Raw genomic sequence first — 23,836 nt, 5'->3', positions numbered from 1 at the left:
CCCACGCTCATCACCACGACGCCTCAGGGAGGCAGCCGATGACCGAGAACGTTCCCGAGGTGACCCACGGCATCGCCGAGTACGCCGTCAAGGCGGACGTCTCCGCCGCACCACCCGACGTGCTCGACCTGGCCCGGCGCACCCTCGTCGACACGGTGGGGATCAGCATCGCCGCGCGCGGCGAGGAAGCCGTGCAGATCCTTCAGCGAACGCCGGGTACCGCACCCGGCGCGGGCACGTCCACCGTGCTGCCGACGGGAGCCCGGGCCGACGCACCCACAGCAGCACTGATCAACGGCACCGCGGCGCACGCGTTGGACTACGACGACGTCACCGAGCAGATCTACGGGCACCCCAGCGTGGTGCTGTGGCCGGCGATCCTCGCTGCGGGCGAGCAGGCCGGGGCAGGCGGGCGCGACCTGCTCGACGCCTACCTCATCGGGTTCGACGTCGTGACGGCGCTGGCCGAAGGGTTCGCGCTGCGCGAGCACTACGGGCGGGGCTGGCACTCCACTGCGACGCTCGGCGTGGTCGCCGGGGCCGCTGCGGTGTCGCGCCTGCTGGGCAGCGACGTCGAGCAGACCCGCTCCGCGCTCGGTCTCGCCGCCACGATGGCGGGCGGGAGCCGGCAGAACTTCGGCACGATGACCAAGCCGCTGCATGCGGGGCTCGCCGCTCGCGACGCCGTGCTCGCGGCGTCGCTGGCCGCGGGTGGATTCACCGCCGACCCGCAGCAGCTGGAGTCGCCGCTGGGCTACTTCAACCTCTATGGCGACCGCACCCGGCTGGGTGGCGTGCTGGCCGCGCTGGAGCAGCCGTGGGCACTGCAACGCCACGGGATCAACGTCAAGAAGTACCCCGCCTGCTACAACACCCAGCGCACCGCCGACGCCACGCTCCGCCTGGTGGAGCGGGAGCAGCTCGACCCGGCCGAGGTGCGCCGGATCCGCGTCACGCTGGAGCCCGGCGGGATGGACCCTCTGATCCACCACCGCCCGGCCTCCGGGTTGCAGGGCAAGTTCAGCGGCGAGTACGTCGCGGCGGCAGCGGTGCTCGACCGGTCGCTCGGCCTGCGCACGTTCACCGACGAGTCGGTCACCCGGCCCGAGGCGCGCGATCTCGTGGAGCGCGCGGAGCTCACCGAGTCGGCGACGCCGCCGGTGGGGGCGCCGGAGTGGGAGTACTCGTACGCCGTCGTGGAGGTGGAGACCGTCGGCCGGGGCACGCTCAGTGAGCGCGCCGACGTGCCGCGAGGCGACCACCGCGCACCACTGACCCGCGACGAGCTGGAGGCGAAGTTCCGTGACGCGGTGGACTTCTCCAGCACCGGATGGGACGCCGACGAACTGCTCACCCGCCTCTGGAACATCGACACGACCAGCCCGTTCGGTGGCCTCGTGAGCGTGTAGCCGCTCCCGTGCGGCGATGGGGGCCGGCGGCGGTGTCGCTCGCGATGTCGCTGCTGCTGGTCGGCTGCGGCTCGGCCGCGGCCGACCAGAACTCCGCCCTCGCCGCGACCATCGTGCAGGCGCTGCGGGCAGGCGGGCTTCCCCTGGACTCCGTGGGGTGGTGCGCTCCGGGTTCCCCCGGAGCTCCCGCGGATCCGGGCGCCGTGGTAGTGGCGTTCCACGACCGCCGCCTGCCGGGGCCGCAGGATCCCCGGCGAGTCACGGACGGCGGAGTGATCGAGGTACTGGCCGGCCCGCCGCAGGCCGAGGCACGCCGGGCACAGCTCGCCGAGCAGGTCCTGATCGCCGGCGAGTTCGGGTACGACGAAGGCGGCCAACCACTCGTGGACGAGCACGTGGTGGTCACCGGCCGCGTGGTGCTGCGGCTGGCCGGAATCCTGTCGGAGGAGCAGGTGGCCGCCTACCGCACCGCACTCGCCCACCCGTCGCACAGGGACGACGAACCCGGACCGTGGCCGACGATCAGATGCCTGACCTGACCGCGGCGGCCGGTCGACCGTCAGCCAGCGGCCTTCTCACATGGCGGATGCGCGTCGCTCTCCCCCGGCACGACGGTCATCTCCCACACCTCGTGCACGGGCTCGTCGTCCGGGCTCGCCGTGAGCAGGCCGATGACGATCTCCCCGAGCCGGCGCCCGTAGTCCACAAGGGACACCTCGAAGCTCGTCAGTGACGGCACGAGGTAGTCGCACACCGGATTCTTGCGGAAGCCCACCACGGCCAGATCACGTCCCGGCTCCACGCCCGCCTCCCGGAGGCGGCGGTAGAGCCCGATCGCGAGGGTCTCCTGCGCGAGGACCACCGCGGTCGGACGCGGCGACATGTCCAGCAGCCGGTCCGCGAGAACCGTGCCGCCCTCGGGCGTGTCGGGCACGCGGATCTCCCAGCCGCCGTCCGCCGGCAGCTCGTGCTCCGCGAGCGCACGGCGATAACCGCAGGCGTACTCCCAGGTGCTGTTGATGTCGCGGTCGTCGGACGCGAGGGCGATCCGCTCGTGGCCGAGACCGGCGAGCCGCGCCACCGAGTGTGCGGCAACACCCTCGAAGTCGAGGTCGAGCCATGCGTGATCGGCCGCGCCGCCCCGGCCGAGCGTGACGAACGGGACCGCCCGCTGGGTCAGGTACTCGATCCGGCGGTCGGTGCGGTCGGTGTTGGAGACGATGTAGGCGTCGGCGAGATGCCGGTCGACCGCGTTGACGAGGAACCGGTCGCGATCGGCCGACGCCCCGACAGGCAGCACCACGAGATCGAGCGACCGGGTGGCGAGCGTCTGCTGCAGGCCGTCGCAGAGGTTGAAGTAGAAGGTCTCGCCCATCTCGGTGCGCGCCGTGTTCGTCTGGATGACGAGCGCGACGGTGCCCGTGGCACCGCGGCGCAGCGTGCGTCCCGACTGGTTCGGCCGGTAACCCAGGCGCTCGGCTGCGGCGGTGACGCGCTCCCTGGTGGCCGCGCTCACGTCGCTGCGCGCGTTCATCGCCCGGGACACCGTGCTGATCGACATGCCGAGCTCGGCGGCCAGCTCCCGGATACCCACCCGGCTCATGCGGCCTTCATCCGTGCTCCGGCGTCATTCGGACATTATGGCCTGTCGATCTCCGGAAACGTTTCCGGTACCGTCACGGTGATCCAGTCGAGTCCAACGGAGGATCGATGCTCGAGTCCCGGGTGATCCGAAAACTGGCCATGAGGCTGCTCCCGGTCCTGATCGCCGGCTACTTCATCGCGATCATCGATCGCGCCAACCTCGGGGTGGCGGCGCTGACCATGAACGCCGACCTCGGCATCAGCGCGGCCGCGTTCGGCGTGGCCGCCAGCGTGTTCTTCGTTCCGTACGTCCTGCTCGAGGTCCCGTCGAACCTCGCGCTACAGCGGTTCGGTGCCCGTTGGTGGATCGCACGGATCATGGTGACGTGGGGCATCCTCGCCGCCGCCCACGCCCTGGTCTGGGACGTCCCGAGCCTCTACGTCGCCCGCGCTCTGCTCGGCGCGGCCGAAGCCGGCTTCTTCCCCGGTGTGATCTTCTACCTGACGCTCTGGTTCCCCTCGGCCTACCGCGGCCGCATCATGGCGATCTTCACCGCGGGCATCCCGGTCGCGCTGATCATCGGGACCCCGCTGTCCGGCCTGATCCTCGAGATGGAAGGCGTGCTCGGCCTCCACGGTTGGCAGTGGGTCTACCTCATCGAGGGCCTGCCGGCCGTCGTCCTCGGGGTCCTGATCCCGTTCCTCCTCCCGGCGAGCCCCGAGAAGGCGACGTTCCTCACCGCCGAGGAACGCACCTGGATCACCGACACGCTGGCCGGTGAACGGGCCGAACGTGAGGCGGCCGGCGGGCACGGTCGCGCGGTGCTGAGGACGCTGCTCAGCCCGCAGGTGCTCATGTTCGCCCTGGTCTACTACGGCCTCACGAACCTCAACGGCGCCGTCAGCACGTTCCTCCCGCAGATCCTCCAGCCGTTCGGCCTGGGCACCACCGCGACCACCTTCGTGGCCGCGATCCCGTACGTGTTCGGGCTGCTCGGGATGCTCGTGCTCGGGCGGCTCGCCGACCGGCCGGGCCTGCGCGCGGGGAGCATCCACGTGGCACTCGGCATCTCGTTCGTCGGCCTCGTCGGCTCGGCGATCGTCGACGAACCGATCATCAAGCTCGTGGCGCTGTGCGTGGCGTCCGTCGGCGTCTTCGGCGTCCTGCCGACGTTCTGGGGCGTGCCCAGCGCCGTTCTCACCGGAGCGGCCGCGGCGGGCGGGATCGCGCTCATCAACGCACTCGGCAACCTGTCGAGCGTGGTCAACCCGGCGGTCATCGGGGCCATCAGGGAGAGCACGGGTGACTTCAACGGCGGGCTTCTCTGGCTCGCCGCCATGTCGCTGGTGGCGATGATCGCGCTGGCGATCACTCTCGCTGTCTGGAAGCCGGCGAGACGGCACCCCGTGCCGGCGACGGAGAACGGAGTGCGCGCGTGATCATCTCGCAGGTCCGGCTGCGCAGGCTCACGAGCACGATTCCGACCGACGGCGACTACTGGGAGGAGCGCCTGGTCCGCCCGATCGACGTCTACCCCGAGTACCGATCCCGGGACGACCACGAAGGCGGCGTGCAGACCCCGGACGGTTTCGAGATCACGGCCCACTTCGTCGAGATCGAGACCGACGGCGGTCTGGTCGGGCGCGCCGGTCCCGTCCCCGAAACCGTCGCCTGGCTGGTCGCCCACGAGCTGCGCCCTCTGCTGATCGGGCGTGACCCGATCGCCGGCGAGAAGCTCTGGGACCAGATGCACCGCAGCCAGGTCCACGGGCGCCAGGGCGTCTCGATGCTCGCGATCAGCGCCGTCGACTGCGCGCTGTGGGACCTGCGGGGCAGGTGGCTCGACCAGCCGGTGTACCGCCTCATCGGCGGCCCCACGCGCGATGCCGTTCCCGCATACGCCTCCATGCTCGGGTTCTCGGTGCGCGATCCCGACCTCGTCCGCAAGCGCGCGCTCGAATACCGCGACCTCGGCTACACAGCGCAGAAATGGTTCTTCCGCTACGGGCCCACCAGCGGCTACCAGGGCTTGCACGCGAATGTCGAGCTTGTGCGGACCGTCCGCGACGCGGTGGGCGAGGACTACGACCTCATGTTCGACTGCTGGCAGTCGATGGACGTCTCCTACGTCACCGCACTGGCGTCACGCATCGCGCCCTACCGTCCGCGCTGGCTCGAGGAGGTCGTCATGCCCGACCGCGTCGACGGGTACCGGCGGCTCTGGGACAGATGCACCATCCCCATCGCCGGGGGCGAGCACGAATACACGCGCTGGGGCTTCCGCCGATTCATCGACAGCGGCGCACTCGACGTCGTCCAGCCGGACATCTACTGGTGCGGCGGGCTGTCCGAGACGTTGAAGATCGCGGCTTACGCGACGGCCCACGATCTCGTGGTCATCCCGCACGGCCACTCGGCAACAGCGACTCTGCACTTCTCCCTCACCCAGTCGCCGATGCACACGCCGTTCCAGGAAGACCTCGTCAAATGGAACGGCATCCACCAGTTCTTCCTCGCCGATCCGGTGGTGCCCGTCGCCGGGACGCTGCGTCCCACCGACACCCCGGGCATCGGCATGGATCTCGACACGTCCCGCGCGACCACCGACGAAATCGTCCTGGATTGACCGCCGATACGTGGTGGCGGACGGCCACGGTCTACCAGATCTACCCCCGCAGCTTCGCCGACTCCGACGGCGACGGTGTAGGCGATCTTCGAGGAGTCATCTCACGGCTCGATCACCTCGTCGCTCTCGGTGTCGGCGCCCTCTGGCTGTCCCCGGTCTATCCGTCCCCGCAAGACGACAACGGCTACGACATCAGCGACTACTACGACATCGACCCGATGTTCGGCACGCTCGCCGACTTCGACGAGTTGCTCCGCGAGGCGCACGCCCGCGGAATCCGGGTCGTGATGGACCTCGTGGTCAACCACACCTCCGACGAGCACCCGTGGTTCGTGGAGTCGCGTGATCCCGGGAGCCCGAAGCGGGACTGGTACTGGTGGCGGCCGCTGCCGAACAACTGGGGATCGCGTTTCTCCGGGCCGGCGTGGGAGTTCGACGACCGATCCGGCGAGTACTACCTGCACATCTTCTCCCGCAAGCAACCGGACCTGAACTGGGAGAACGCCGACCTCCGGCAAGAGATCCACCGGATGATGCGCTGGTGGCTCGACCGTGGGGTCGACGGCTTCCGCATGGACGTCATCAACTTCATCTCGAAGCCGGTCGGCCTCCCCGACGCCCACCTCACCGACGGCACCCGGTACGGCGACGCCGAGGCGCTCTACACCAACGGCCCACGGCTGCACGACTTCCTGCAGGAGATGCACCGCGAGGTGTTCGCCGGGCGCGAGGCCGTGCTCCTGACCGTCGGCGAGACCCCCGGAACGTCGGTGGACCAGGCGCGCCTGCTCACCGACCCGTCCCGCCGGGAGCTCGACATGATCTTCCAGTTCGACCACGTGGAGATCGACCAGGGACGGGACAAATGGGACATCCGCCCGCTCGACCTCGTCGCGCTGAAGCGGACGTTCGAGCGCTGGCAGCACGGGTTGTCCGACGCCGGATGGAACAGCCTGTACTGGAACAACCACGACCAGCCCCGAATCGTCTCGCGGTGGGGCGACGACACGACGTATCGGGAGGAGTCCGCGAAGCTCCTGGCGACCGTCCTTCACCTGCACCGTGGCACGCCCTACGTGTTCCAGGGCGAGGAGATCGGGATGACGAACACGCGTTTCCGCTCGATCGACGACTTCGCGGACATCCAGTCACGCAACTACTACACCGATGCCGTGACGCGGCGCGGCGAGCCCGCGGACGTCGTGCTCGACGCGCTGCGCGCACGCTCCCGGGACAACGGCCGCACGCCGATGCAGTGGGACGACACCGAGAACGCCGGGTTCAGCACCGGGACGCCGTGGCTGGCGACCAACCCCAACTTCGTGCACATCAACGCTGCCGCGCAGCTCCACGACCCCGCTTCCGTCTTCGCGCACTACCGGGCGCTGATCGCCCTGCGCAGGACGGAACCGCTCGTCACGGACGGCGTCTTCACCCTGCTCCTGCCCGACGACCCGGCCATCTACGCGTTCACGCGCACACACGCGGAACGCGGACTGCTGGTGCTCGCCAACTTCTCGTCCGACGCCGTCGCCGTCCCGGACGGGGCGATGGCCGGTTGGCCGGGATCCCCGTTGGTCATCGGCAACTATCCCGACTCACCGCCGACGCTGCACCGCTCAGTGCGACTGCGTCCGTGGGAATCCGTCGTCGTGCGCCGCGGCACCGGCTGAGGCCGTTGCCGATCAGCTCACTGTCGGCAGCGTGCTCTGATCGGGTGCGCTACGCGATGAAAGAGGTCCTGTTGCCTGGGCATTCCGGTGCGGCCGGCGTCAGGCTCCAGGTGCTGCAGTCATCGCTCCGACGACCTTCGCCGGGCTCAGCGGCAGCTCGGTGATCCGCGCCCCGAACGGGCGCAGGGCGTCCTCCACGGCGTTGGCGATCGCGGCGGGCACCGGGATGGTGCCGCCCTCACCCGCGCCCTTGGCACCCAGCGGGTTCAGGGGGCTCGGGGTGTGCAGGTGCACCAGTTCGACCGGGGGCACCTCCACGGCGGACGGCAGGGCGTAGTCCAGATAGCTGGTGCTCTGCGGCTGTCCCGTCTCGTCGTAGAAGGGTTCCTCGTAGAGGGCGTTGCCGATGCCGTGGGCGAAACCGCCCAGCACCTGTCCGTCCACCAGCAACGGGTTGATGACCGTGCCGCAGTCGTGGCCGATCACGTACTTGTGGATCTCGATCCCCCCGGTCTCCGGGTCGACCTCGACGACCACGGCATGGGTTCCGCTGGCGTACGCAGCTCGCTCGGGAGCGAAGTAGGAGGTGGTCTCCAGTCCCGGCAGGATCCCCGGGGCCAGCGTGATCCCGTGCTTGCCGACGTTCGCGGCCTGGGCGATCTCCCGCAACGACACCCCGCGTTCCTGCTCGTCCGCCACGCAGATCCGGTCGCCGACGAGGACCAGCCCCTCCGAGCTGGTCTTGAGCATCGCCTCGGCAACCAGGAAGAGCTTCTCGCGCATCTCGCGCCCGGCCTGCAGCGTGGCCGGGCCCGCCGTGGCGGTGTTGCGGGAGGCGAACGTGCCTTGGCCGAACGGGATCCGGCTGGTGTCGCCGGTGGTGACCCGGATCAGGTCCATGTCCATGCCGAGGGCGTCGGCGGCGATCTGTGCGTAGACCGTCTCGTAGCCCTGGCCCTGCGGCGCGGCGGCGAGCGTCACGATGATCGTGCCGTCGTTGGCGAGCCGGAAGCGCGACCCCTCGTACGGGCCGAGGCCGCAGCCCTCCACGTAGGCGGCGAGGCCGATCCCGATCAGGCGTCCCTGTGCCTGCAGCTCGCGTTGCCGCTCGCGCTCGCCGTCGTAGTCCAGGCGGGCGAGCACCGCCTCGAGCAGTTGCGGATAGTCGCCGCTGTCGTAGGTGAGCGGGCTGCCGTCGCGGAAGGTGAGCCCGACCCGGTAGGGGAACTCGTCGGCCGGCACGAGGTTGCGGCGCCGGAACTCGGCGGGGTCCATGCCCAGGTGCTCTGCCGCGCGGTCCACCATCCGCTCCATGGCGACCACGGCCTGCGGACGTCCCGCGCCGCGCACGGAGCTGGTCGGCACCATGTTCGTGTAGCAGGCGATCAGCTCCGAGTGGATGTTCGGGATGCGGTACTGGCCGGGCAGGGTGCTCAGCGTGATCATGGGCACCTGCAGGCCCGCGCAGTACGCCCCCTGGTCGTGCTGGAAGACGTTGCGGACGGCCAGGATGTGGCCCTCGTCGTCGAACCCGATCTCGACGTCGTGCACCTGGGTGCGCTCCATCATCGTGGCGACGAAGTTCTCCTGGCGGTCCTCGATCCACTTGACCGGGTGCCGCAGAATCTTCGCGAGGTAGGGGATCACCGCCTCCTCGCCGTAGAACTGGGCCTTCGGCCCGAACCCGCCGCCGACGTCGGGAGGCGCGACCACCCGAATGTCGTCCTCGGGCACCTCGTAGAGGTAGGCGAGCTGGTTGCGCACGTAGTGCGGGGACTGCGTGGTGTCCCAGACGGTCAGCTGCCCGGTGGCGGCGTCGTAGGACCCGACGACCCCGCGGGTCTCCATCGAGTGCCCGCCCCCGCGCGCCACCGTGAACCGTTCGCGCAGCCGGTGCGGGGCGCCGGCCAGTGCAGCGTCCGGGTCGCCCGCCGTCTGGATGACGTGCACCGCGACGTTGCTGTCCATCTCGTCGTGGACGAGCGGAGCGCCGTCGGCCAGTGCCGCCCCGGTGGACGAGACCGCCGGCAGCACGTCGTACTCGGCATCGATCAGCTCGAGCGCGTCCTCGGCGACGTGCCGGGAGACGGCGACGACCACGGCCACCGGCTCCCCGACGAAGTGCACCGACTCGGGCGGGAGCGGCAGGCGCGGGATGTCTCGCAGCTGCGGATGGGTGACCTTCGGCGGGATCCCTTTCGCGAGCACCCGCAGGTCGGCGCCCGTCCACACCCCGAACACGCCGGGCAGGGCAGCAGCGGTGCTGGTGTCGATCGCGACGATGCGGGCGGAGGCGTGCGGGCTGCGCAGGAACGCCGCCTCGTAGCAACCGGGCAGGTCGAGGTCGTCGAGGTAGCGCGCGGCGCCGGTGAGGAGCCGGTGGTCCTCGCGGCGCCGCAGCGGCGCGCCGATCTGCGGGTTCGCCACCCGCGGCGCACGGTCAGGCGTGGCTGTGGTCAACACGCTGGTCATCGCGACCCTTCCCCTCCGAGACCTCGAGCAGCGCCGCAACCATCCCGGCGTAGCCGGTGCAGCGGCAGATGTTGCCCGCGAGCACCTCACGGGCCTCCGCGGCGGACGCGACCGGTCCTTCGCGCAGGGCCGCCGTGGTGCTCATCAGGAATCCGCTCGTGCAGAACCCGCACTGGACGGCGTGGTGCTTGCGGAACGCCGCCTGGAGATCGCCCAGGTCGCCGTCCTCGCCCGCCAGGCTCTCGACGGTCTCGATCTGGACGCCGTCCGCCTGGGCGGCGAGCAGGAGGCAGGACCGCACCGCCGCGCCGTCGACGAGCACGGTGCAGGCGCCGCAGACACCGTGCTCGCAGCCGAGGTGGGTGCCGGTCAAGCGCAGGCGGTTGCGGAGGAAGTCGGCCAGGCTGAGCCGGCTGTCGACGATCTCGTCGTGGCGAACGCCGTTGACGGTCGTGACGACCCGGACCACGTCGTCCTGATCGGACAGGTCAGGCGGCATGGCTTCGTCCTTCCCGAGTCTGCTCGCCGTGAGAGATGTCGCTGAGCACCTGGCGCGCGAGGGCCGCGACCAGATCGCGTCGGTACTCCGCGGGGGCGTGGACGTCCCCGGTGGGCTCGACCTCCTGGCGTACGGCCCGCTCGGCGGACGCGAGCGCGCGGGGTTCGAGCCGGCTGCCGATCACGACCTGCTCGGCGGCGGTGAGCCGCTGGGGGGTCGCGCCGATCCCTGCGGCGACGAGCCTGCAGGCCGTCACGGTCCCGTCGTCGTCGCGGGTGACGACGCCCGCCACGCCGGCGAGAGCGAAGTCGCCGTGCCGCGCGGCGAACTCCCGGAAGGCGGTCGCGGTGCCCGGCGCCAGGTCGTCGATCGAGACGCCCATGAGCATCTCGTCCTCCTCCAGAGCGGTCGTGAGGTGGAAGACGAAGAAGTCGTCGGCCGGCACCATCCGTTCCCCGCGCCGGGAGGCGATGTGCAGGTGCGCTCCGAGCGCCGTCATGACCGCAGGCAGCTCGGCCGCCGGGTCGGCGTGGGCGAGGCTGCCGCAGACGGTGCCGCGGTTGCGGATCTGCGGGTGGGCGACCTGAGTGAGGGCCGCGCGCAGAAGCGGAAGGTCGGCCGCGAGCTCTACCGACCGCTCCACCACGCGCTGCCGCACGAGCGCGGGGATGTGCCATCCCGTGTCCGTCCGGACGGGCTGGTCGAGTCCGGGCAGGCGGTTGATGTCCACGAGGTGCTCGGGGGCCGCCATCCGGAAGTTGAGCAGCGGAATCAGGCTCTGCCCGCCCGCGAGCACCTTGGCCTCGCCTCCGTGGTCGGCGAGCAGTTCGAGCACGTCGGCGCTCGACCGTGGCGCGTGGTAGGCGAACCGGCCCGGCTTCATGCGACCACCGCCGCATGTCCGGGCGCCCCGGCGAGACAGCAGGTGCCGGCCGAGTCGGGTTCGGCCGGTTCAGCGCCGTCGAGGTGGGCTCGCACGAGCCCGGCCAGGTCAGGGCGTTCCACGAGCGACAGATGACGGAGCCCGGCCAGAGTGCGGTGACGCCCATCGGCGACGCCCTCGGCGATCTCGCGGCCCATCTGCACGGGGGTGGCGTAGTCCTCCTCGCCCGTCACGGACAACGTCGGTGCGGTGATGCCCGCCAGCAGGTGGCGCGCGTCGAGCCGGCCCAGCGCGAGCGACGCCTCCGCGTGCGCGCCGGAGTCGGTCTCGACGAAGATCCCGGCGATGCGGCGCACCTCGTCGTGGTGGGTGCGCCGGAACCGCTCGGTGAACCAGCGGTCGACCTGGAACGGCACCTGCCGCATGCGGGGCAGCGCGACCGCCCGTTCGGCGCGCTCGGTCCAGGCGCCCAGCGCCGTCTCGCCGTACCACGCGGTGGTGTCGGCGAGCACCAGCCGCTCCACGCGTGCCTGGTGCGTTCCGGCGAACTCGATCGCGACGCTGCCACCCATCGACATGCCGAGCACGTGGGCGCTCGCCAGGCCGAGCCCGTCGAGGAGGGCGGCGAGATCGGCCGCGAGATCGGCCGTGTCGAACGGCCTGCCGTCCCAGCCGCTTGCGCCGTGCCCGCGGGCGTCCGGGGCGATGACGTCGAAGTGCGGGGCGAGCCGCGCGGCGTACGGACCCCACATGCGGCCGTCAAGGGCCAGCGAGTGCAGCAGGACCAGCGGGTGCCCACCTCCCGTCCGGCGGTAGGCGATCGGGCCGACGGGCCCGTCCACGGAGTCCGGGTTCCTGTCGAACGCGGCGGTGGGGGGTAGCAGGTGATCAGGCACGAGCACTCCTGGTGAGCAGCCGGTCGAGGTTGCCGCCGAGCACCGCGGTCGTCACATCCGCTGCGAGGCCTGCCTCCCGCACCCTTTCGACGGGTTGCGGATCGCCCAGCGGGAACGGGAAGTCGGTGCCCAGCAACACATGCTCGGAGCCCGCGGTGTCGACGAGGTACCGAATCGCATCCGGTGTCATGGTCACGGTGTCGAAGTAGAGGTCGCCGAGGTAGTCCGACGGCCGGTCCCGATCGATCGTGTACGACGAGAGCCGCTCACTGCGATGTGCCCCGTCCAGCCGTCCGGCCTGGTAGGGCAGGAAGCCACCGCCGTGCACGGTGATCAGCCGCAGCCGGGGGAATCGGTCCAACGCCCCGGACAGGATCAGGCGCGCGAAGCCGAATGTGGTGTCGACGAGCCGGCAGTAGGCGTTGGCGAAGTCGGCGCTGTCGGGCAGCCCCTGGGCAGCCGGACCGATGCTCGGCGGGTGCACCAGCACCGGGACGCCGAGTCCCTCGACGGCCGCCCACAGCGGGTCGAGTCGCCGGTCGGCGAGGTCGTGGCAATGAACCGGATTCGTGCTGAAGGCGAGGCCCGCCATCCCGTCGTGCACGACAGCGGACTCCAGGTCCTTCGCCGCCTGCTCCGGATCGTCGAGCGCCACGACGGCGAGCGTTCCGGGCCCGGCTCCCCCCGCCTCGGCGAGGACCGCTTCGTTGACCCGGTGAGCCCAGCTGCGCGCGTCGGCAGCCGACATGCCGGGGGTGGGCAGCACGCCGTCCCACGGTGAGAGGAGCTGCCCGTCGATGCCGGTCCGCGTGCGGTACTCCTCGCGGAGCTCGCTCTTGGACAGGAAGGGGGCGACGACGGTCGTACCCGCCCCGGGAAACTCGATGGCCCATCCCCGCTCGAGCTTGCGAGCGCTGACGCCGTCGAGATCCGATCGTTGGGCGACCTCCTCCAGCAGGGCGAGGGGCACGGTGTGCGCGTGTGCGTCGACGACGCTGTGACCGATGCTCTCCACGACCCGACCGTATGGCCGCCCACGCATACCGACCAGCGGGAAGATCTAATGCCGGAGATTAGCCTGGCTAATGAACTACGCCATACGTCCGTTGCGGAATCAGCCGCTGTCCATGGTAGATCGGATGGGACCGGTCACCGGGACCGGCGTGCTACCACGCGGCTGTCACGACCTCGATCGCAGCGATGGGCATGACGACCGTGGCCAGGACGATCACCCCCCATCGCGCACGCTTCACGAGGCTTTCGTGAGCTGTCCATGCGGCCCGGTCCTCCAGCACCATGAGGAGCCCGTACACCGCGGCGAGGCCCACCGCGATCAGCAGAATCACGAACACGTTCATGGGACTCCTTCCGACGCTGCTGACAGGAGCACCGGCGGAGCCGCGTGATACGTGACGCCCGGGCGACGGGCTGCGGAGTCAGAGACCTTCCGCGCCCGCGGCCAGCTCGACGGAGGCGGCCGACACCTCCCGCAGCACGTCGAGCAGCTGGCCGACCAGCGGGTCGCGGCGGGTCTCCGGCAACGTGGCGGCGTGGATCCGGCGACTGAACGCCGGCTCGTCGAAGGGCACGGCAACCACGTCCGGGCGCTGCGCAACCAGCGACAGCCGCGGGGCGACCGCGAGCCCCACGCCCGCGGCCACGAGACCTTGCAGCGACGGGTAGTCCTCCGTGCGGAAGACGACGTCGGGCTCGAACCCGGCGATGCGGCACATCACCTCGAACGCATCGGTGTACGGGGCACGGTGCGGGCGCGCCACCCACGCCTCCGCGCCCAGGTCACGCAGCCGCAGCGGCTCGGTGTGATCGGCGAGCGGATGGCCTGCCGGCAGCAGCACGCACATCGGGTCGTCGAGCAGGTGGTGGCGCTCCAGCATGTCCAGCGGACGGGGGGCGAAGTCGTAGTCCCACGTCAGCCCGACGGTGACGGCACCGTCGGCGAGCTGTGCCGCGAGTTCGTCGGGCTGGCACGGGTGCAGGACGAGACGTGTCTCGGTGTGGCGCTGGCGGTACTCCTGCACCACGAGCGGGATCAGGTACGCACCCGCGGTGGAGAAGACGCCGAGGTGCACCGACGCGGGGCGCTCACCGAGGCGGTGCAGGTCGTGTTCGAGGCAGGCCAGCTCGCTCAGCAGCAGTCGGGCCCGGTCGGCGAGCAGCCGCCCCGCGGCCGTCAGCCGGATGCCGCGCGGGCATCGCTCGACGAGCGCCGTGCCGACCTCCCGCTCGAGGATCGCCATCTGCTGGGAGATCGCCGACTGCGTGAGGTGCAGCCGCGCGGCCGCAGCCGTGAACGACCCCTCCTCCGCCACCGTGCAGAAGATCCGCAGCCTTCTGGTGTCGAGCACGGCCCTCCTTCCTGGCGCTCAGCGGCGACGGCGACGTTCAGCGTCCATCCGCTGATCCGAGCCCCGTCCATCCGGACCGTTCGATCGCGGCGAGCCCGCGCATGACCAGCCCGGACGTCAGAGCGGCGGCGAGGTCGGCGTCCCGGTCCTCGTAGGCGCGCACGAGACGCTCGTGGTCTTCCACCGAACGCTGGATGCGGCCCGGGAGCGACAGGCTGACGTGACGCAGCTGCAGCATCCGCAGCCCGAGACTGTCGAGCACCCGGCAGAGCGTGCGGTTGCCGGCGATCTCCGCTTCGGTGTTGCGGAAGTGGACGTTGATCCAGAAGTAGCGGTCGACGTCGTCGTCCTCCACCGCTTGTTCCAGCTGTTCCTGCAGCACCCGCAGCCGCGCGATGTCGGCGTCGGCCGCGACCTGCACGACCTCGCGGCTGACCAGCGCGTACAGGTGCGCGCGCACGCGGTAGAGCTCCCGCACCTCCTCGATCCGCAGGGGCGCGACGCGCGGCCTGCGGTGGGCGGAGATCTCGACGAACCCTTCGCGTTCCAGCGTGAGCAGGGCCTCCCGCACCGGTGTGCGGCTGCTGCCGAACGTGCGGGCGAGCTCCACCGAGTTCAGGTCGTCACCGGGCAGCAGCCTGCCCTCGATGATGTCCGTTCCGACCTTCACGATGATCTCGTCGACGATGCTCGTGCCACCGGTCCGGTTCAGCACCCGGAGCAGCTCCCGCCGCCCCAGGCTGTGCACCGGGCCCGACATCGTCGTCTCGGCCGTGCTCATCGCCACCTCCACATTCGCTGTTCCCGGACCCGCTCCCGCGTCAGCCGAGCACGTCCGGCCACTTCGCCAGCACCTGGTCGCGCAGCTCCCGGCTGGTCTCCGCCACTCGCGGGAATCCCGCGAGCCTCTCGAACGGCCGGCAGGCGTCGATGACCGCCCTCGTGTTGTAGGGCGGCGCGCCCGGTTCGCGCAGCGGGTCGACCCGGCTGCCCCAGGTGTAGCGCTGGACGTCGATGTCGCGCCCGGGCTCGGTGCGCGTGCACACGGCCCACATGACGTCGTTGAGGCTGCGCGGGTCGACGTCCCCGTCGACCACGATCACCAGCTTGTTCATGTACGCGGCGGCAGGCAACTGGGCGGTGAGGTGCCCCGCCTGCCGGGCGTGCCCGGCGTAGCGCTGGTGCACCGACACGGCGAGCAGCTGGCGCCCGCCGCCGACCTCGTGGGCCCACACGCCCTCCAGCCCGGCCAGCCCCGTGGAGACGAGGGCGTCGTGGATCATCGCCGACTTCATCACGCTGCGCATGTAGGAGTAGTCGTGCGGCGGCTTCCCGGGGGGCGCGCCCAGCAGGATCGGGTCCTTGCGGTGGTAGACGCGCTGGACGTCCATCGTCAGGATCTGCTCGGAGCCGCCGCTGTAGTAGCCGGTCCACTCGCCGAAGGGGCCCTCGTCGGCCTTGCGGTCCGGGTACAGCCAGCCCTCGACGGCGACCTCGGCCGTGGCCGGGATCGGCAAGCCCGTCACCTCGCCGCGGATGATGTCGACCGGCCTGCCGAGCACCGCACCGGCGTAGTCCAGTTCGGAGAGATCGCGGGGCACCTCGGTGCCGGCGACGATGAGCAACAGCGGGTCCTGCCCCAGCGAGGCCGTGACCGGGGCGCGTCCCTCCTTCGCGAACCACTCCCGGACGTGCATCGCGCCGTGCTTGCCGGCCTCGATGTTCACGCTCACCGCGCGTCCGTCGTCCTGCACCTGCATCCGGTACGCCCCGGCGTTGACCTCGCCGGTGTTCGGATCGGTGGTGAAGACCGCGCACCCGGTGCCGATGTAGCGGCCGCCGTCGCCCTCGTGCCAGCGCGGCACGGGGAACTTCAGCAGGTCGACGGCATCTGCATGGTCGATGTTGTCCAGGATCGGCCCCGAGTCGACCACCCGCGCCCGGTGGCGCGGGGCGTTCTCGATCCACTGGTTGGGCTTGCTCCGCAACGCCTGCACCAGTGCCCGGTCGTCGAGGTCGGTGCCCAGGCGCAGCGTGAGGCCGAGCCTGCGGGCGTTCGACATGCTGCCGGAGAGCACACGTGCACCCTGCGAGTACCCCACGACACGGTCGAACAGCAGTGCCGAGGGTGACGTGCGCCGGTAGTTCACGTCCGACGCCGCACCGATCTCCAGATCCCAGTGTGCGCCCTCGACGACCTTCAGCTCGCCGAGCTCGTTCACCAGTTCCAGCCAGCTTCGCAGGTCGTCGACCTGATCCAGCGAGGTTCCCATGATGCTCGTGACTCCTTGCTAAGGCTTCTTGTAGAGCGAGTCGATGAATCCGCTTCGCTGCAGGTCGTCGACCATCGTGTTGTCCAGGTAGGACGAGATGTCGGCCGGTGGTGGGTCGTGCCGCTGCGCCGCCGCGTCGTCGAAGGCCTCCTTCGCCAGCGCGGGATCCACGGTGGGCACCTTCGCCCACAACGGCTCGAAGAAGTCGTAGGCGTACTCGGCCAGGCTCGGGTCCGTGGAGCCGCTGTGCTTGCGGATGCTCGCGATGGCGGCCGCCTTGTCGGTGTGCAGCATGGCCAGGCACTCCACCTCCGACTTGACGAACGCCGCCACGGCCGCGGGATGGGACTTCAGGAAGTCGGTCGTCGTCACGTAGGCGTTCGCCGCCGACGGGTACCGCGTGAAGTCCATGACCTTGTGGAAGCCCTGCGCGCGGGTCTTCGTCCCGGTCGGCGGCTGGGTCACGATCACGTCGACGGCGCCGGTCTGGAGCGCCGTCACCTCGGCCGAGGTGCTCTTCAGGAAGGTCTTCCGCACGTCGTTCTCCGTCCAGCCCTTGTCGCGCAGCAAAGCGTCCACCGACGCGTCGCCGAGCGAGCCCGGAGAGCTCAGCCCGATGCGCTTGCCCTTGAGCTGGTCGGGTGAGGTGATGCTCGGCGAGCCCCACATCTCGAGGTAGTAGCGGGGTATCGGCAGGGCGATGTAGCTCAGGCCGAAGCCGGCGAGCGCGCCCGCCGCGGTCGTGCGGGCCTCACCGGCGCCGATCTGCACACTGTTGCTGGCGATGGCAGGAAAGAGCTGCGAGCTGCTGTTGAGCAGCGTCAGCGTGACGTCGAGGCCGTTCTTCGTGAACACCCCCTTGTCCTCGCAGACGTAGAGGTCGTCGTAGGCGGCGCCGACCGCGGTGTAACCGATCGTCATCGACATGTCCGACGACGGGGCGGCGGCGCCCGCGGTGCCACAGGCGGTCGACGCGGCCGCGATGACGACAGCGACGGCGGTGAGGAGGAGTCGTGGACGGATGACGATGCCCTTCGTGCGGGGCGCAGCATTGCGCGCCGGTGTTGGCACGGTTCAGACCGAGCTGGACCAGAAGGTGAGGCGGCGTTCGAGCCAGGCGACGCTGCGCGTGAGCAGCACGGCCAGCACCGCGATCACGACGATCGCGGCCATGGCGTTGTCCATCTCGACGTTGGAGGTCTGCGTCTGCACGACGTAACCGAGGCCCGAGTTGCCCATGAACAGCTCCGCCACGATCGCCCCGACGAGGGCACGGCCCACGGCCTGCCGTACGCCGGCCAGGATGAACGGCAACGTGGCAGGGAAGGCGATGGCGCGCAGCGTGAGCAGCCGCGAGGCGCAGAACACCCGTGCGACGTGCAGGTAGTTGCTGTCGATGTTGCGTGCCCCGGCGACCACGTTGATCAGGAGCGGGAATGCCGCGCTCCACACGACGATCACCAGCCGCGCCTCGGCACCGATGCCGAACCAGAAGATCACGATCGGAAGGAACACCACGAACGGCACCGCGTACATGATGCTGACGACGGGTTCGGTGAGGTCGAAGAGAATCCGGCTGCGCCCGATGATCAGGCCGAGCGGAATGCCGACCACGATCGTGATGATCATTCCGTAGACCACGCTCGACACGGTGGACAGCAGCGGGAGCCACAGGTCCCCGGTCCGGATCATCTCGACGAGCCCGCCGATGGCACCGACGGGTGAGCTGGTGAACCTGTCGTCCACCACACCGGTCCACGCGCAGAGCTGCCAGGCACCCAGCACGACGACGAGCCCGATGAGGCCCAGCGTCCCCGACTTCAGCCGACGCTCGCGCCGCGGACGCCGGGGCTCGACCGGAGAGGCCGCGGTTCTAGCCGGCGAGACGTGCGTCGTCATCGGACGTCATCCTCCGTAAGGGCTGGGACTGATTCATCACGAGACCGGTGATCTCGTCGACGAGTGCCAGGAACTCGGGCGACCGCTTCACCGCAGGAAGCCGCGGTCGTGGGAGGCCGACACGGATGTCCGCGACGAGGTGCGCCGGTCCTTTCGAGAGCACGATCACCCGGTCCGCGAGGAACACCGCCTCCGGAACGTCGTGCGTGATGAACATGGCCGTCTTGCCCGCCTGGATCCCGTCGGCCTGCCAGATGCGCGTCAGCTCCTCCTGCATGACCTCCCTGGTCTGGGCGTCCAGGGCCGAGAACGGTTCGTCGAGCAGGATCAGCTCGGGATCGGTGGCCAGCGCGCGGGCCAGGTTGACCCGCTGGCTCATCCCGCCCGACAGCTCGCGTGGGTACTTCCCACCCTTTCCCTCGAGCCCGACGAGTTCGAGCAGCTCCAGCGTCCGCCGCCGGCCGTCCGCATCGAGGCGGCCGTGGGCCTTGAGGCCGAACTGGATGTTCTCGACGACGGTGTGCCACGGAAACAGGGAGGCCTGCTGGAAGACCAGCGATCTCTCCGTGCCGGGACCGACGATCTGGCGCCCGTCGAGGCTGAGCTCGCCGGACGTGACGGGGGTCAGTCCGGCCACCGCGGTGAGGAAGGTCGTCTTGCCGCAGCCGCTCGGGCCGACGACGGCGATGAACTCGTTCGCCGCGACGTCGAAGGTCAGCCCGTCGACGGCGAGTGCAAAGGTGCCTTTTCGGCCCGAACTGTGACCGATCTGAATATCCCGAATGCGAAGTTTCGTCACGGCTGATGCCATGTGCTCGTCCTCCTTGATCGAGCCGTTCTTCCACGAGACATAAGTCAAAGTGTCGACACTTGAAGTGAATCACTCAGCTTTCAACCCGTCTAGGCCCGAGCTGGCCGTCCAGACGCCACATGGGACCCACAAGTGTCGACGCGACTGTAGGGTGACGAGATATCCCCAGCGACTCGAGAGGAGCCGAGGTGGACCGCGCGACGAAGGGCTGGAACCGCTTCCTCACCGAACAGGACACGCAGTTGCTCGCCCGGACATCGTGGGCCAAACGCGAGCCGTTCGGACTGGGCACGACTCCCGCGGTCATCGTCGTCGACGCTTACCGCGCCGCGCTCGGCGACTCCCGCAGGCCACTTCTGGAAGCGGTCGACGCCTGGCCGTCCGCGTGCGGTCCCGCGGGCTGGGCCGCCGTCGACCGCATCGCGCCGGTCCTCGCCGCCGCCCGCGGCCGGCGTGTCCCCGTCTTCTACCTCACCGGTCTCGCCGCGAACCCGAACCCGTGGAACCGCAAGCGCCGCGAGCGGCCCAGAGACCCCGTCCGAACGGCCCGGGACATGCGCATCGTCGACGAGCTCGCACCCGCCGACGGCGACGTCGTCCTGGAGAAGTGCACGCCGAGCGGGTTCACGAGCAGCCCGCTCGACGCCCTGCTCACCGCTGCCCGGATCGACACGGTCCTGCTCTGCGGCGAGGCGACCAGCGGGTGCGTCCGCGCCACCGCGATCGATGCCTGCGTGCTCGGCTACCGGGTCGGCGTCGTCGAGGACTGCTGCTTCGACCGGATCGAGGCCAGCCACTGGATGAGCCTGTTCGACCTGGACCAGAAGTACGCAGATGTGATCGACTCCGCCGCCGCCCTCCGGTACCTGGAGGGAACCGGCGCCGAGGCAGTGGACGCCGACGAGGCCGGGGCATGAGGATCATCGTGGGGATGACCGGGGCCAGCGGAGCGCCCTACGGCGTGCGGATGCTCGAAATCCTCCGCGAGAACCCGGCCGTCGAGACGCACCTGGTGATCTCACGGGCGGCGGCACTGACGATCCGCCACGAATGCGGCCTCGACGTGCGCGCGGTCGAGGAGCTGGCCGACGTCGTGCACAAACCCTCCGCCATCGGGGCGACGATCGCCTCCGGCTCCTTCTCCGTGCACGCGATGCTCGTTGCGCCGTGCTCGATCAAGACGCTGTCGGCCGTCGCCCACTGTTACGCGAACGACCTCATCTCCCGCGCGGCGGACGTCTGTCTCAAGGAGGGTCGCCCACTCCTGCTCATGGTGCGGGAGACACCGCTGCACCTCGGCCATCTCCGCACCATGACCGCGGCCGCCGAAGCGGGCGCGATCCTGATGCCCCCGGCCCCGGCGTTCTACGCCCGTCCGACCTCGGTGGAGGACATCGTGGATCACACGGTGCGCCGAGCGCTGGCCCGCGTCGGGGTTCCCGGCGCCGCTCCCGCCGAATGGGACGGCAGGGTCGAGAACCGGCATGACAGAGGCGACCCCGATGACACCGGCGACGCCGCCAACGGGCACGTGATCCCGTTGCGCGACGGACGGTGACGCCGGTGGGCTGCTAGTCCACCCGCGCCGGCACGCGGCCGAGGGCGTCGAGTGCCTCGACCACGAAGTAGATGCCACGGAAGAAGCGCAGGACGTTGCCGCGTTCGAGCCGGATCCGCCGGTACATCACGAGCTGCCCGGCGTTGGCGCCACCGACCAGCTCCCGCCACACCTCGTTCGGGGCGGCCAGCACGTAGTCGGCCCCCGCCACCGCGGCCGCGTCCACGACCGCGGCGCGCACGCAGCGCCCCTTCTGCCACTCCAGCAACAGATGCGCCGGACCGCCGCCCAGCGCTGCGGGCAGCTCGGCGTCCGACAGCACCCACGTGGCGTCGTAATCGGCGCGGACCTTCTCGATCCACTCCCAGTAGGTGGGCAACTTGCTCGCCCGTAGCTCCTCGTCCGGGTCGGCGTCGACGGCCTCGCGCACGGCCTGCGCCCACTGCGGCCCGAACATGCCGGGCGCCTGCGTCACGGTCGTGGTCACCGTCAGCCTCCTGCCAGCTCGGGCTCGATGCGCTGGATCATCTGCTGGATATCGGGCGGGAGGTCGATGCCCACGTCGGAGAGCTTCATCGACAGCTGCCGGATCATCAACCGGCGCACCTCCTCCGGCGTCCAGCCCAGGGCCTCCAACGCGAGACGCCGGCTCACGGCCCCGTTCATGGACAAGATCGTGCGAAGCGTCTCGTGGATCTCGCGCAGCTGCGAGGGATCGGACTGCACCGCATCGCGCAGGAACCGCATCCCGCCCTGCACGTGGCGCGCCTCGTCCCGGCAGGTGGCGGTGAACCCCGCGTAGTAGGCGGGCAGGAACTTTCGGGTGCGGCAGTAGGTGAGCGTGATCTTCATGACCGACAGCGCGAGCACACCCTCGATCCACAGGAAGTACGTGGTGCCGTACCGGGTGCGCGCCGCAAGGTCCTCCGGATCGCGCCGCAGCTCGTCGGCCTGGTACGCGAGCAGCCCGAACGGCCCCACGAACGTCTCCGACACGTAGGGGTAAGAGGCGTCCAGCACCTCCTGCACCGTGCTGCCCGGGAGCGCGACGACCTCCCGGTAGAACCGGTCGAAGAACACCGTGTGCCGGGCCTCGTCCTCGATCTGGCTCGACATGTAGATCTTGGACTCTTCAGTGCCGCCGAGCATGAACACCGGCAGGTCCACCGCGACCTGACGCTCGCCGTGGTGGAAGCCCGACGAGATCGCCACGAACGCGTCGCGCTCCTCCTGGCTCATGCGCGTTCGCCAGTCGATCACGTCCTGAGTGAAGTCGAGCTCGTAGACGTCCCAGCGCTGGCGCAGGTAGCGCCGGTAGAGCTCCATGTGGTCCGGCAGCCGCTTCAGATCGGCGTGCACGTAGTCCAGCACGTCGTCGATGTCCACGTCACCGATCTGCGCCAGGCTGGACTGCTCGACCGCCTCCTGCCGCGTCTTCGCCGGCGGTGCCTGTCCGATGCTCATGCTTTGTCCGCCCCCGTTCGAACCCGTCGATCCGGACTGCCGTCGACATGCCGAATTCGGGCGTTTCACCCAATATCCCGCACCGCTCCGATATGCCGGGGAACGGACGCCGATAGCCGAACCCAGCAGATCATTTCGACCCACGCCGCGCAATGGCCCTCAGGCGCTATCTCGCCGGCACGATGAGCGCCTTCACCACGCGCTGCGCGGCGACGTCCTCGAGCGCGGCCTGGGCGCTGTCGAGGCCGTACTCCCTGCTGATCAGCTCGGTCCACGGGAACTGCCGCCCGTAGCGGGCCATCACCTGCACGGATCGGTACACATGGCCGACGTCGCTCCCCCAGCACCCGCGGATCTCCAGGTGCTTCTGGTTGAGATCCAGATGGGGATTGAACGTGGCGTCTCCCGCGTCGGTGTACTGCCCGACGACGACGTAGCGCCCCGCATCACGAGTGAGCCGCATTCCTTCGGGAACCGCTCCCGGCGCTCCCGTCGCCTCGATGGTGACGTCCGCTCCCCGCCCCTGCGTCGCGTCGCGGACGGCAGCGAGCCGCTCCTGCGGGGTGGTCGAGCCGATGTCGATCACGGCGTCGGCGCCGAACCGCGTTGCCGCGTCGAGCCTGACCTCGGGACCTCCGACGACGATCACGGACCCCGCGCCCCGCAGCTGCGCGAGAACGGCAGCGCACAGACCGACGGGCCCGGCGCCCTGGACGACGACGGTGTCGCCGAAGGCGATCTCGCCCAGCGTCACGGCGTGGAGCGCGGTCGGCATCCCGCATCCACCGGCCAGGAACGCGCGCCAGTCCAGCTCGGCGGGCAGCGGGACGACGTGCACGCCGGGCCGCAGGTAGATGTACTCCGACCAGCCTCCGAGGAGCCCGTCGTCGGCCGAGAGCGTGACGCCGTAGACCTTGCGGGACGGGCAGCGGGTGGTGGCGTGCCCGACGGTGCAGTACCAGCAGCGCCCGCACGTCCCGTACACGTCGAGGAACGTGACGATCTGCCCCACCTGAAGCGGCGCTCCCGACACATCCCTCGCGACGTCCGCTGTCGCGCCGGCGGGGCCGAGCTCGGCGACCTGACCGACGCTGACGTGCCCCGGGATGATCGGATACGGCACGCCCGCGAGCTGTCCCTTCCAGAGGTGCGCATCGGTTCCGCACACCTCGCTGCCGAGGGTCCGCAGCAGAACCCCGCCCGGTTCGAGCTCGGGCCGTTCGAAGGCGCGCACTTCGAGTGGGGCGTCCGGGGCGGTCATCACCACTGCCGAGATCACGAAATTCCCGTTCCTTCCGGCCACCTGCGAACGTCTGGGCATTGCGGGGCCGTCGAACAGCGCTGGTCTCGAACCCGGACGACAGTATCCGTGCGCGGAGCCGCCGCGGGGTCGCAGTATCGCTACCACGAATCCACCGGTTC

23 protein-coding genes are annotated in these 23,836 nt (G+C 70.2%); 7 read left to right on the top strand and 16 right to left on the bottom strand.

All coding sequences use genetic code 11. The annotated features are described in order from the left end of the window. Positions 1 to 38: 38 nt before the first annotated feature. Together MMF94_RS31060 and MMF94_RS31055 are read left to right on the top strand one after the other, a co-directional pair. Complete coding sequence (locus tag MMF94_RS31060; RefSeq protein ID WP_241040972.1) at positions 39 to 1,409, top strand: MmgE/PrpD family protein; 1,371 nt, start codon at positions 39 to 41, stop codon at positions 1,407 to 1,409. Positions 1,410 to 1,453: 44 nt separating this feature from the next. Further along, positions 1,454 to 1,948, top strand: coding sequence for a hypothetical protein (locus MMF94_RS31055; RefSeq protein WP_241040971.1), 495 nt, complete (start codon positions 1,454 to 1,456; stop codon positions 1,946 to 1,948). A 20-nt stretch (positions 1,949 to 1,968) separates the two neighbouring features. Here MMF94_RS31055 and MMF94_RS31050 read toward each other — a convergent pair whose 3' ends face one another. After that, complete coding sequence (locus MMF94_RS31050) at positions 1,969 to 3,012, bottom strand: LacI family DNA-binding transcriptional regulator (protein WP_241040970.1); 1,044 nt, start codon at positions 3,010 to 3,012, stop codon at positions 1,969 to 1,971. Between the two features lie 107 nt (positions 3,013 to 3,119). On the opposite strand from MMF94_RS31050, the gene MMF94_RS31045 reads away from it, so the two are divergent. From MMF94_RS31045 to MMF94_RS31035, 3 genes are read left to right on the top strand one after another with little or no spacing between them, the layout of a single operon-like run. Further along, entirely contained in the window at positions 3,120 to 4,433 is a 1,314-nt protein-coding gene (locus MMF94_RS31045) for an MFS transporter (protein WP_241040969.1), read from the top strand. Then, positions 4,430 to 5,620, top strand: a complete 1,191-nt coding sequence (locus tag MMF94_RS31040; RefSeq protein ID WP_241040968.1) for an enolase C-terminal domain-like protein — start codon at positions 4,430 to 4,432, stop codon at positions 5,618 to 5,620. The genes MMF94_RS31045 and MMF94_RS31040 overlap by 4 nt, the downstream gene beginning before the upstream one ends. Continuing rightward, entirely contained in the window at positions 5,617 to 7,293 is a 1,677-nt protein-coding gene (locus MMF94_RS31035; RefSeq protein WP_241040967.1) for a glycoside hydrolase family 13 protein, read from the top strand. The genes MMF94_RS31040 and MMF94_RS31035 overlap by 4 nt, the downstream gene beginning before the upstream one ends. Positions 7,294 to 7,392: 99 nt before the next feature. Here the strand turns inward: MMF94_RS31035 and MMF94_RS31030 are convergent, their stop codons facing one another. From MMF94_RS31030 to MMF94_RS30975, 12 genes are all read right to left on the bottom strand, one after another. Then, a complete protein-coding gene (locus tag MMF94_RS31030) occupies positions 7,393 to 9,765 on the bottom strand; it encodes a xanthine dehydrogenase family protein molybdopterin-binding subunit (protein WP_241040966.1) in 2,373 nt (790 codons plus the stop codon). Beyond that, positions 9,734 to 10,264, bottom strand: coding sequence for a (2Fe-2S)-binding protein (locus MMF94_RS31025; protein WP_241040965.1), 531 nt, complete (start codon positions 10,262 to 10,264; stop codon positions 9,734 to 9,736). Before MMF94_RS31025 ends, MMF94_RS31030 begins: the two co-directional genes overlap by 32 nt. Beyond that, positions 10,254 to 11,147 (bottom strand): FAD binding domain-containing protein, encoded by an 894-nt coding sequence (locus MMF94_RS31020; RefSeq protein ID WP_241040964.1) that lies wholly within the window; start codon positions 11,145 to 11,147, stop codon positions 10,254 to 10,256. The genes MMF94_RS31025 and MMF94_RS31020 overlap by 11 nt, the downstream gene beginning before the upstream one ends. Further along, positions 11,144 to 12,043: an alpha/beta fold hydrolase gene (locus tag MMF94_RS31015; protein WP_277398861.1), complete on the bottom strand. Its 900-nt coding sequence runs from the start codon at positions 12,041 to 12,043 to the stop codon at positions 11,144 to 11,146. Before MMF94_RS31015 ends, MMF94_RS31020 begins: the two co-directional genes overlap by 4 nt. Then, a complete protein-coding gene (locus MMF94_RS31010) occupies positions 12,036 to 13,058 on the bottom strand; it encodes an amidohydrolase family protein (protein ID WP_241040963.1) in 1,023 nt (340 codons plus the stop codon). Before MMF94_RS31010 ends, MMF94_RS31015 begins: the two co-directional genes overlap by 8 nt. Before the next feature lie 151 nt (positions 13,059 to 13,209). After that, on the bottom strand, positions 13,210 to 13,401 hold the full coding sequence (locus tag MMF94_RS31005) for a hypothetical protein (RefSeq protein ID WP_241040962.1): 192 nt from the start codon (positions 13,399 to 13,401) through the stop codon (positions 13,210 to 13,212). Positions 13,402 to 13,479: 78 nt separating this feature from the next. Then, entirely contained in the window at positions 13,480 to 14,409 is a 930-nt protein-coding gene (locus tag MMF94_RS31000; RefSeq protein ID WP_241040961.1) for a LysR family transcriptional regulator, read from the bottom strand. A gap of 37 nt (positions 14,410 to 14,446) precedes the next feature. After that, the gene (locus MMF94_RS30995; protein WP_241040960.1) at positions 14,447 to 15,190 is read right to left on the bottom strand and encodes a GntR family transcriptional regulator; all 744 of its coding nucleotides are present in this window, start codon (positions 15,188 to 15,190) and stop codon (positions 14,447 to 14,449) included. A gap of 40 nt (positions 15,191 to 15,230) precedes the next feature. Then, positions 15,231 to 16,682, bottom strand: a complete 1,452-nt coding sequence (locus tag MMF94_RS30990; protein ID WP_241040959.1) for a UbiD family decarboxylase — start codon at positions 16,680 to 16,682, stop codon at positions 15,231 to 15,233. Between the two features lie 18 nt (positions 16,683 to 16,700). Beyond that, entirely contained in the window at positions 16,701 to 17,753 is a 1,053-nt protein-coding gene (locus MMF94_RS30985; RefSeq protein WP_241040958.1) for an ABC transporter substrate-binding protein, read from the bottom strand. A 3-nt stretch (positions 17,754 to 17,756) separates the two neighbouring features. After that, positions 17,757 to 18,581 (bottom strand): ABC transporter permease, encoded by an 825-nt coding sequence (locus MMF94_RS30980; RefSeq protein ID WP_241040957.1) that lies wholly within the window; start codon positions 18,579 to 18,581, stop codon positions 17,757 to 17,759. Beyond that, on the bottom strand, positions 18,556 to 19,392 hold the full coding sequence (locus MMF94_RS30975) for an ABC transporter ATP-binding protein (protein ID WP_241040956.1): 837 nt from the start codon (positions 19,390 to 19,392) through the stop codon (positions 18,556 to 18,558). The genes MMF94_RS30980 and MMF94_RS30975 overlap by 26 nt, the downstream gene beginning before the upstream one ends. Before the next feature lie 188 nt (positions 19,393 to 19,580). Here MMF94_RS30975 and MMF94_RS30970 point away from each other — a divergent pair, with 188 nt between their 5' ends. Both MMF94_RS30970 and MMF94_RS30965 read left to right on the top strand, forming a co-directional pair. Next, positions 19,581 to 20,309: an isochorismatase family protein gene (locus MMF94_RS30970; protein WP_241040955.1), complete on the top strand. Its 729-nt coding sequence runs from the start codon at positions 19,581 to 19,583 to the stop codon at positions 20,307 to 20,309. Continuing rightward, complete coding sequence (locus MMF94_RS30965) at positions 20,306 to 20,950, top strand: UbiX family flavin prenyltransferase (protein ID WP_241040954.1); 645 nt, start codon at positions 20,306 to 20,308, stop codon at positions 20,948 to 20,950. Before MMF94_RS30970 ends, MMF94_RS30965 begins: the two co-directional genes overlap by 4 nt. 13 nt (positions 20,951 to 20,963) lie before the next feature. On the opposite strand, the gene MMF94_RS30960 is transcribed toward MMF94_RS30965, so the two are convergent. The 3 genes from MMF94_RS30960 to MMF94_RS30950 all read right to left on the bottom strand — a co-directional run bounded on the left by MMF94_RS30960 (position 20,964) and on the right by MMF94_RS30950 (position 23,693). Continuing rightward, the gene (locus tag MMF94_RS30960) at positions 20,964 to 21,437 is read right to left on the bottom strand and encodes a hypothetical protein (RefSeq protein WP_241040953.1); all 474 of its coding nucleotides are present in this window, start codon (positions 21,435 to 21,437) and stop codon (positions 20,964 to 20,966) included. 2 nt (positions 21,438 to 21,439) lie between these two features. Continuing rightward, entirely contained in the window at positions 21,440 to 22,414 is a 975-nt protein-coding gene (locus MMF94_RS30955; RefSeq protein WP_241040952.1) for a ribonucleotide-diphosphate reductase subunit beta, read from the bottom strand. Between the two features lie 166 nt (positions 22,415 to 22,580). Next, complete coding sequence (locus tag MMF94_RS30950) at positions 22,581 to 23,693, bottom strand: zinc-binding dehydrogenase (RefSeq protein WP_241040951.1); 1,113 nt, start codon at positions 23,691 to 23,693, stop codon at positions 22,581 to 22,583. Positions 23,694 to 23,836 lie beyond the last annotated feature (143 nt).

This window comes from Pseudonocardia alaniniphila, assembly GCF_022524485.1.
Taxonomy (GTDB): Bacteria; Actinomycetota; Actinomycetes; order Mycobacteriales; family Pseudonocardiaceae; genus Pseudonocardia; species Pseudonocardia alaniniphila.
This window is presented reverse-complemented; position numbering and strand designations above follow the sequence as displayed.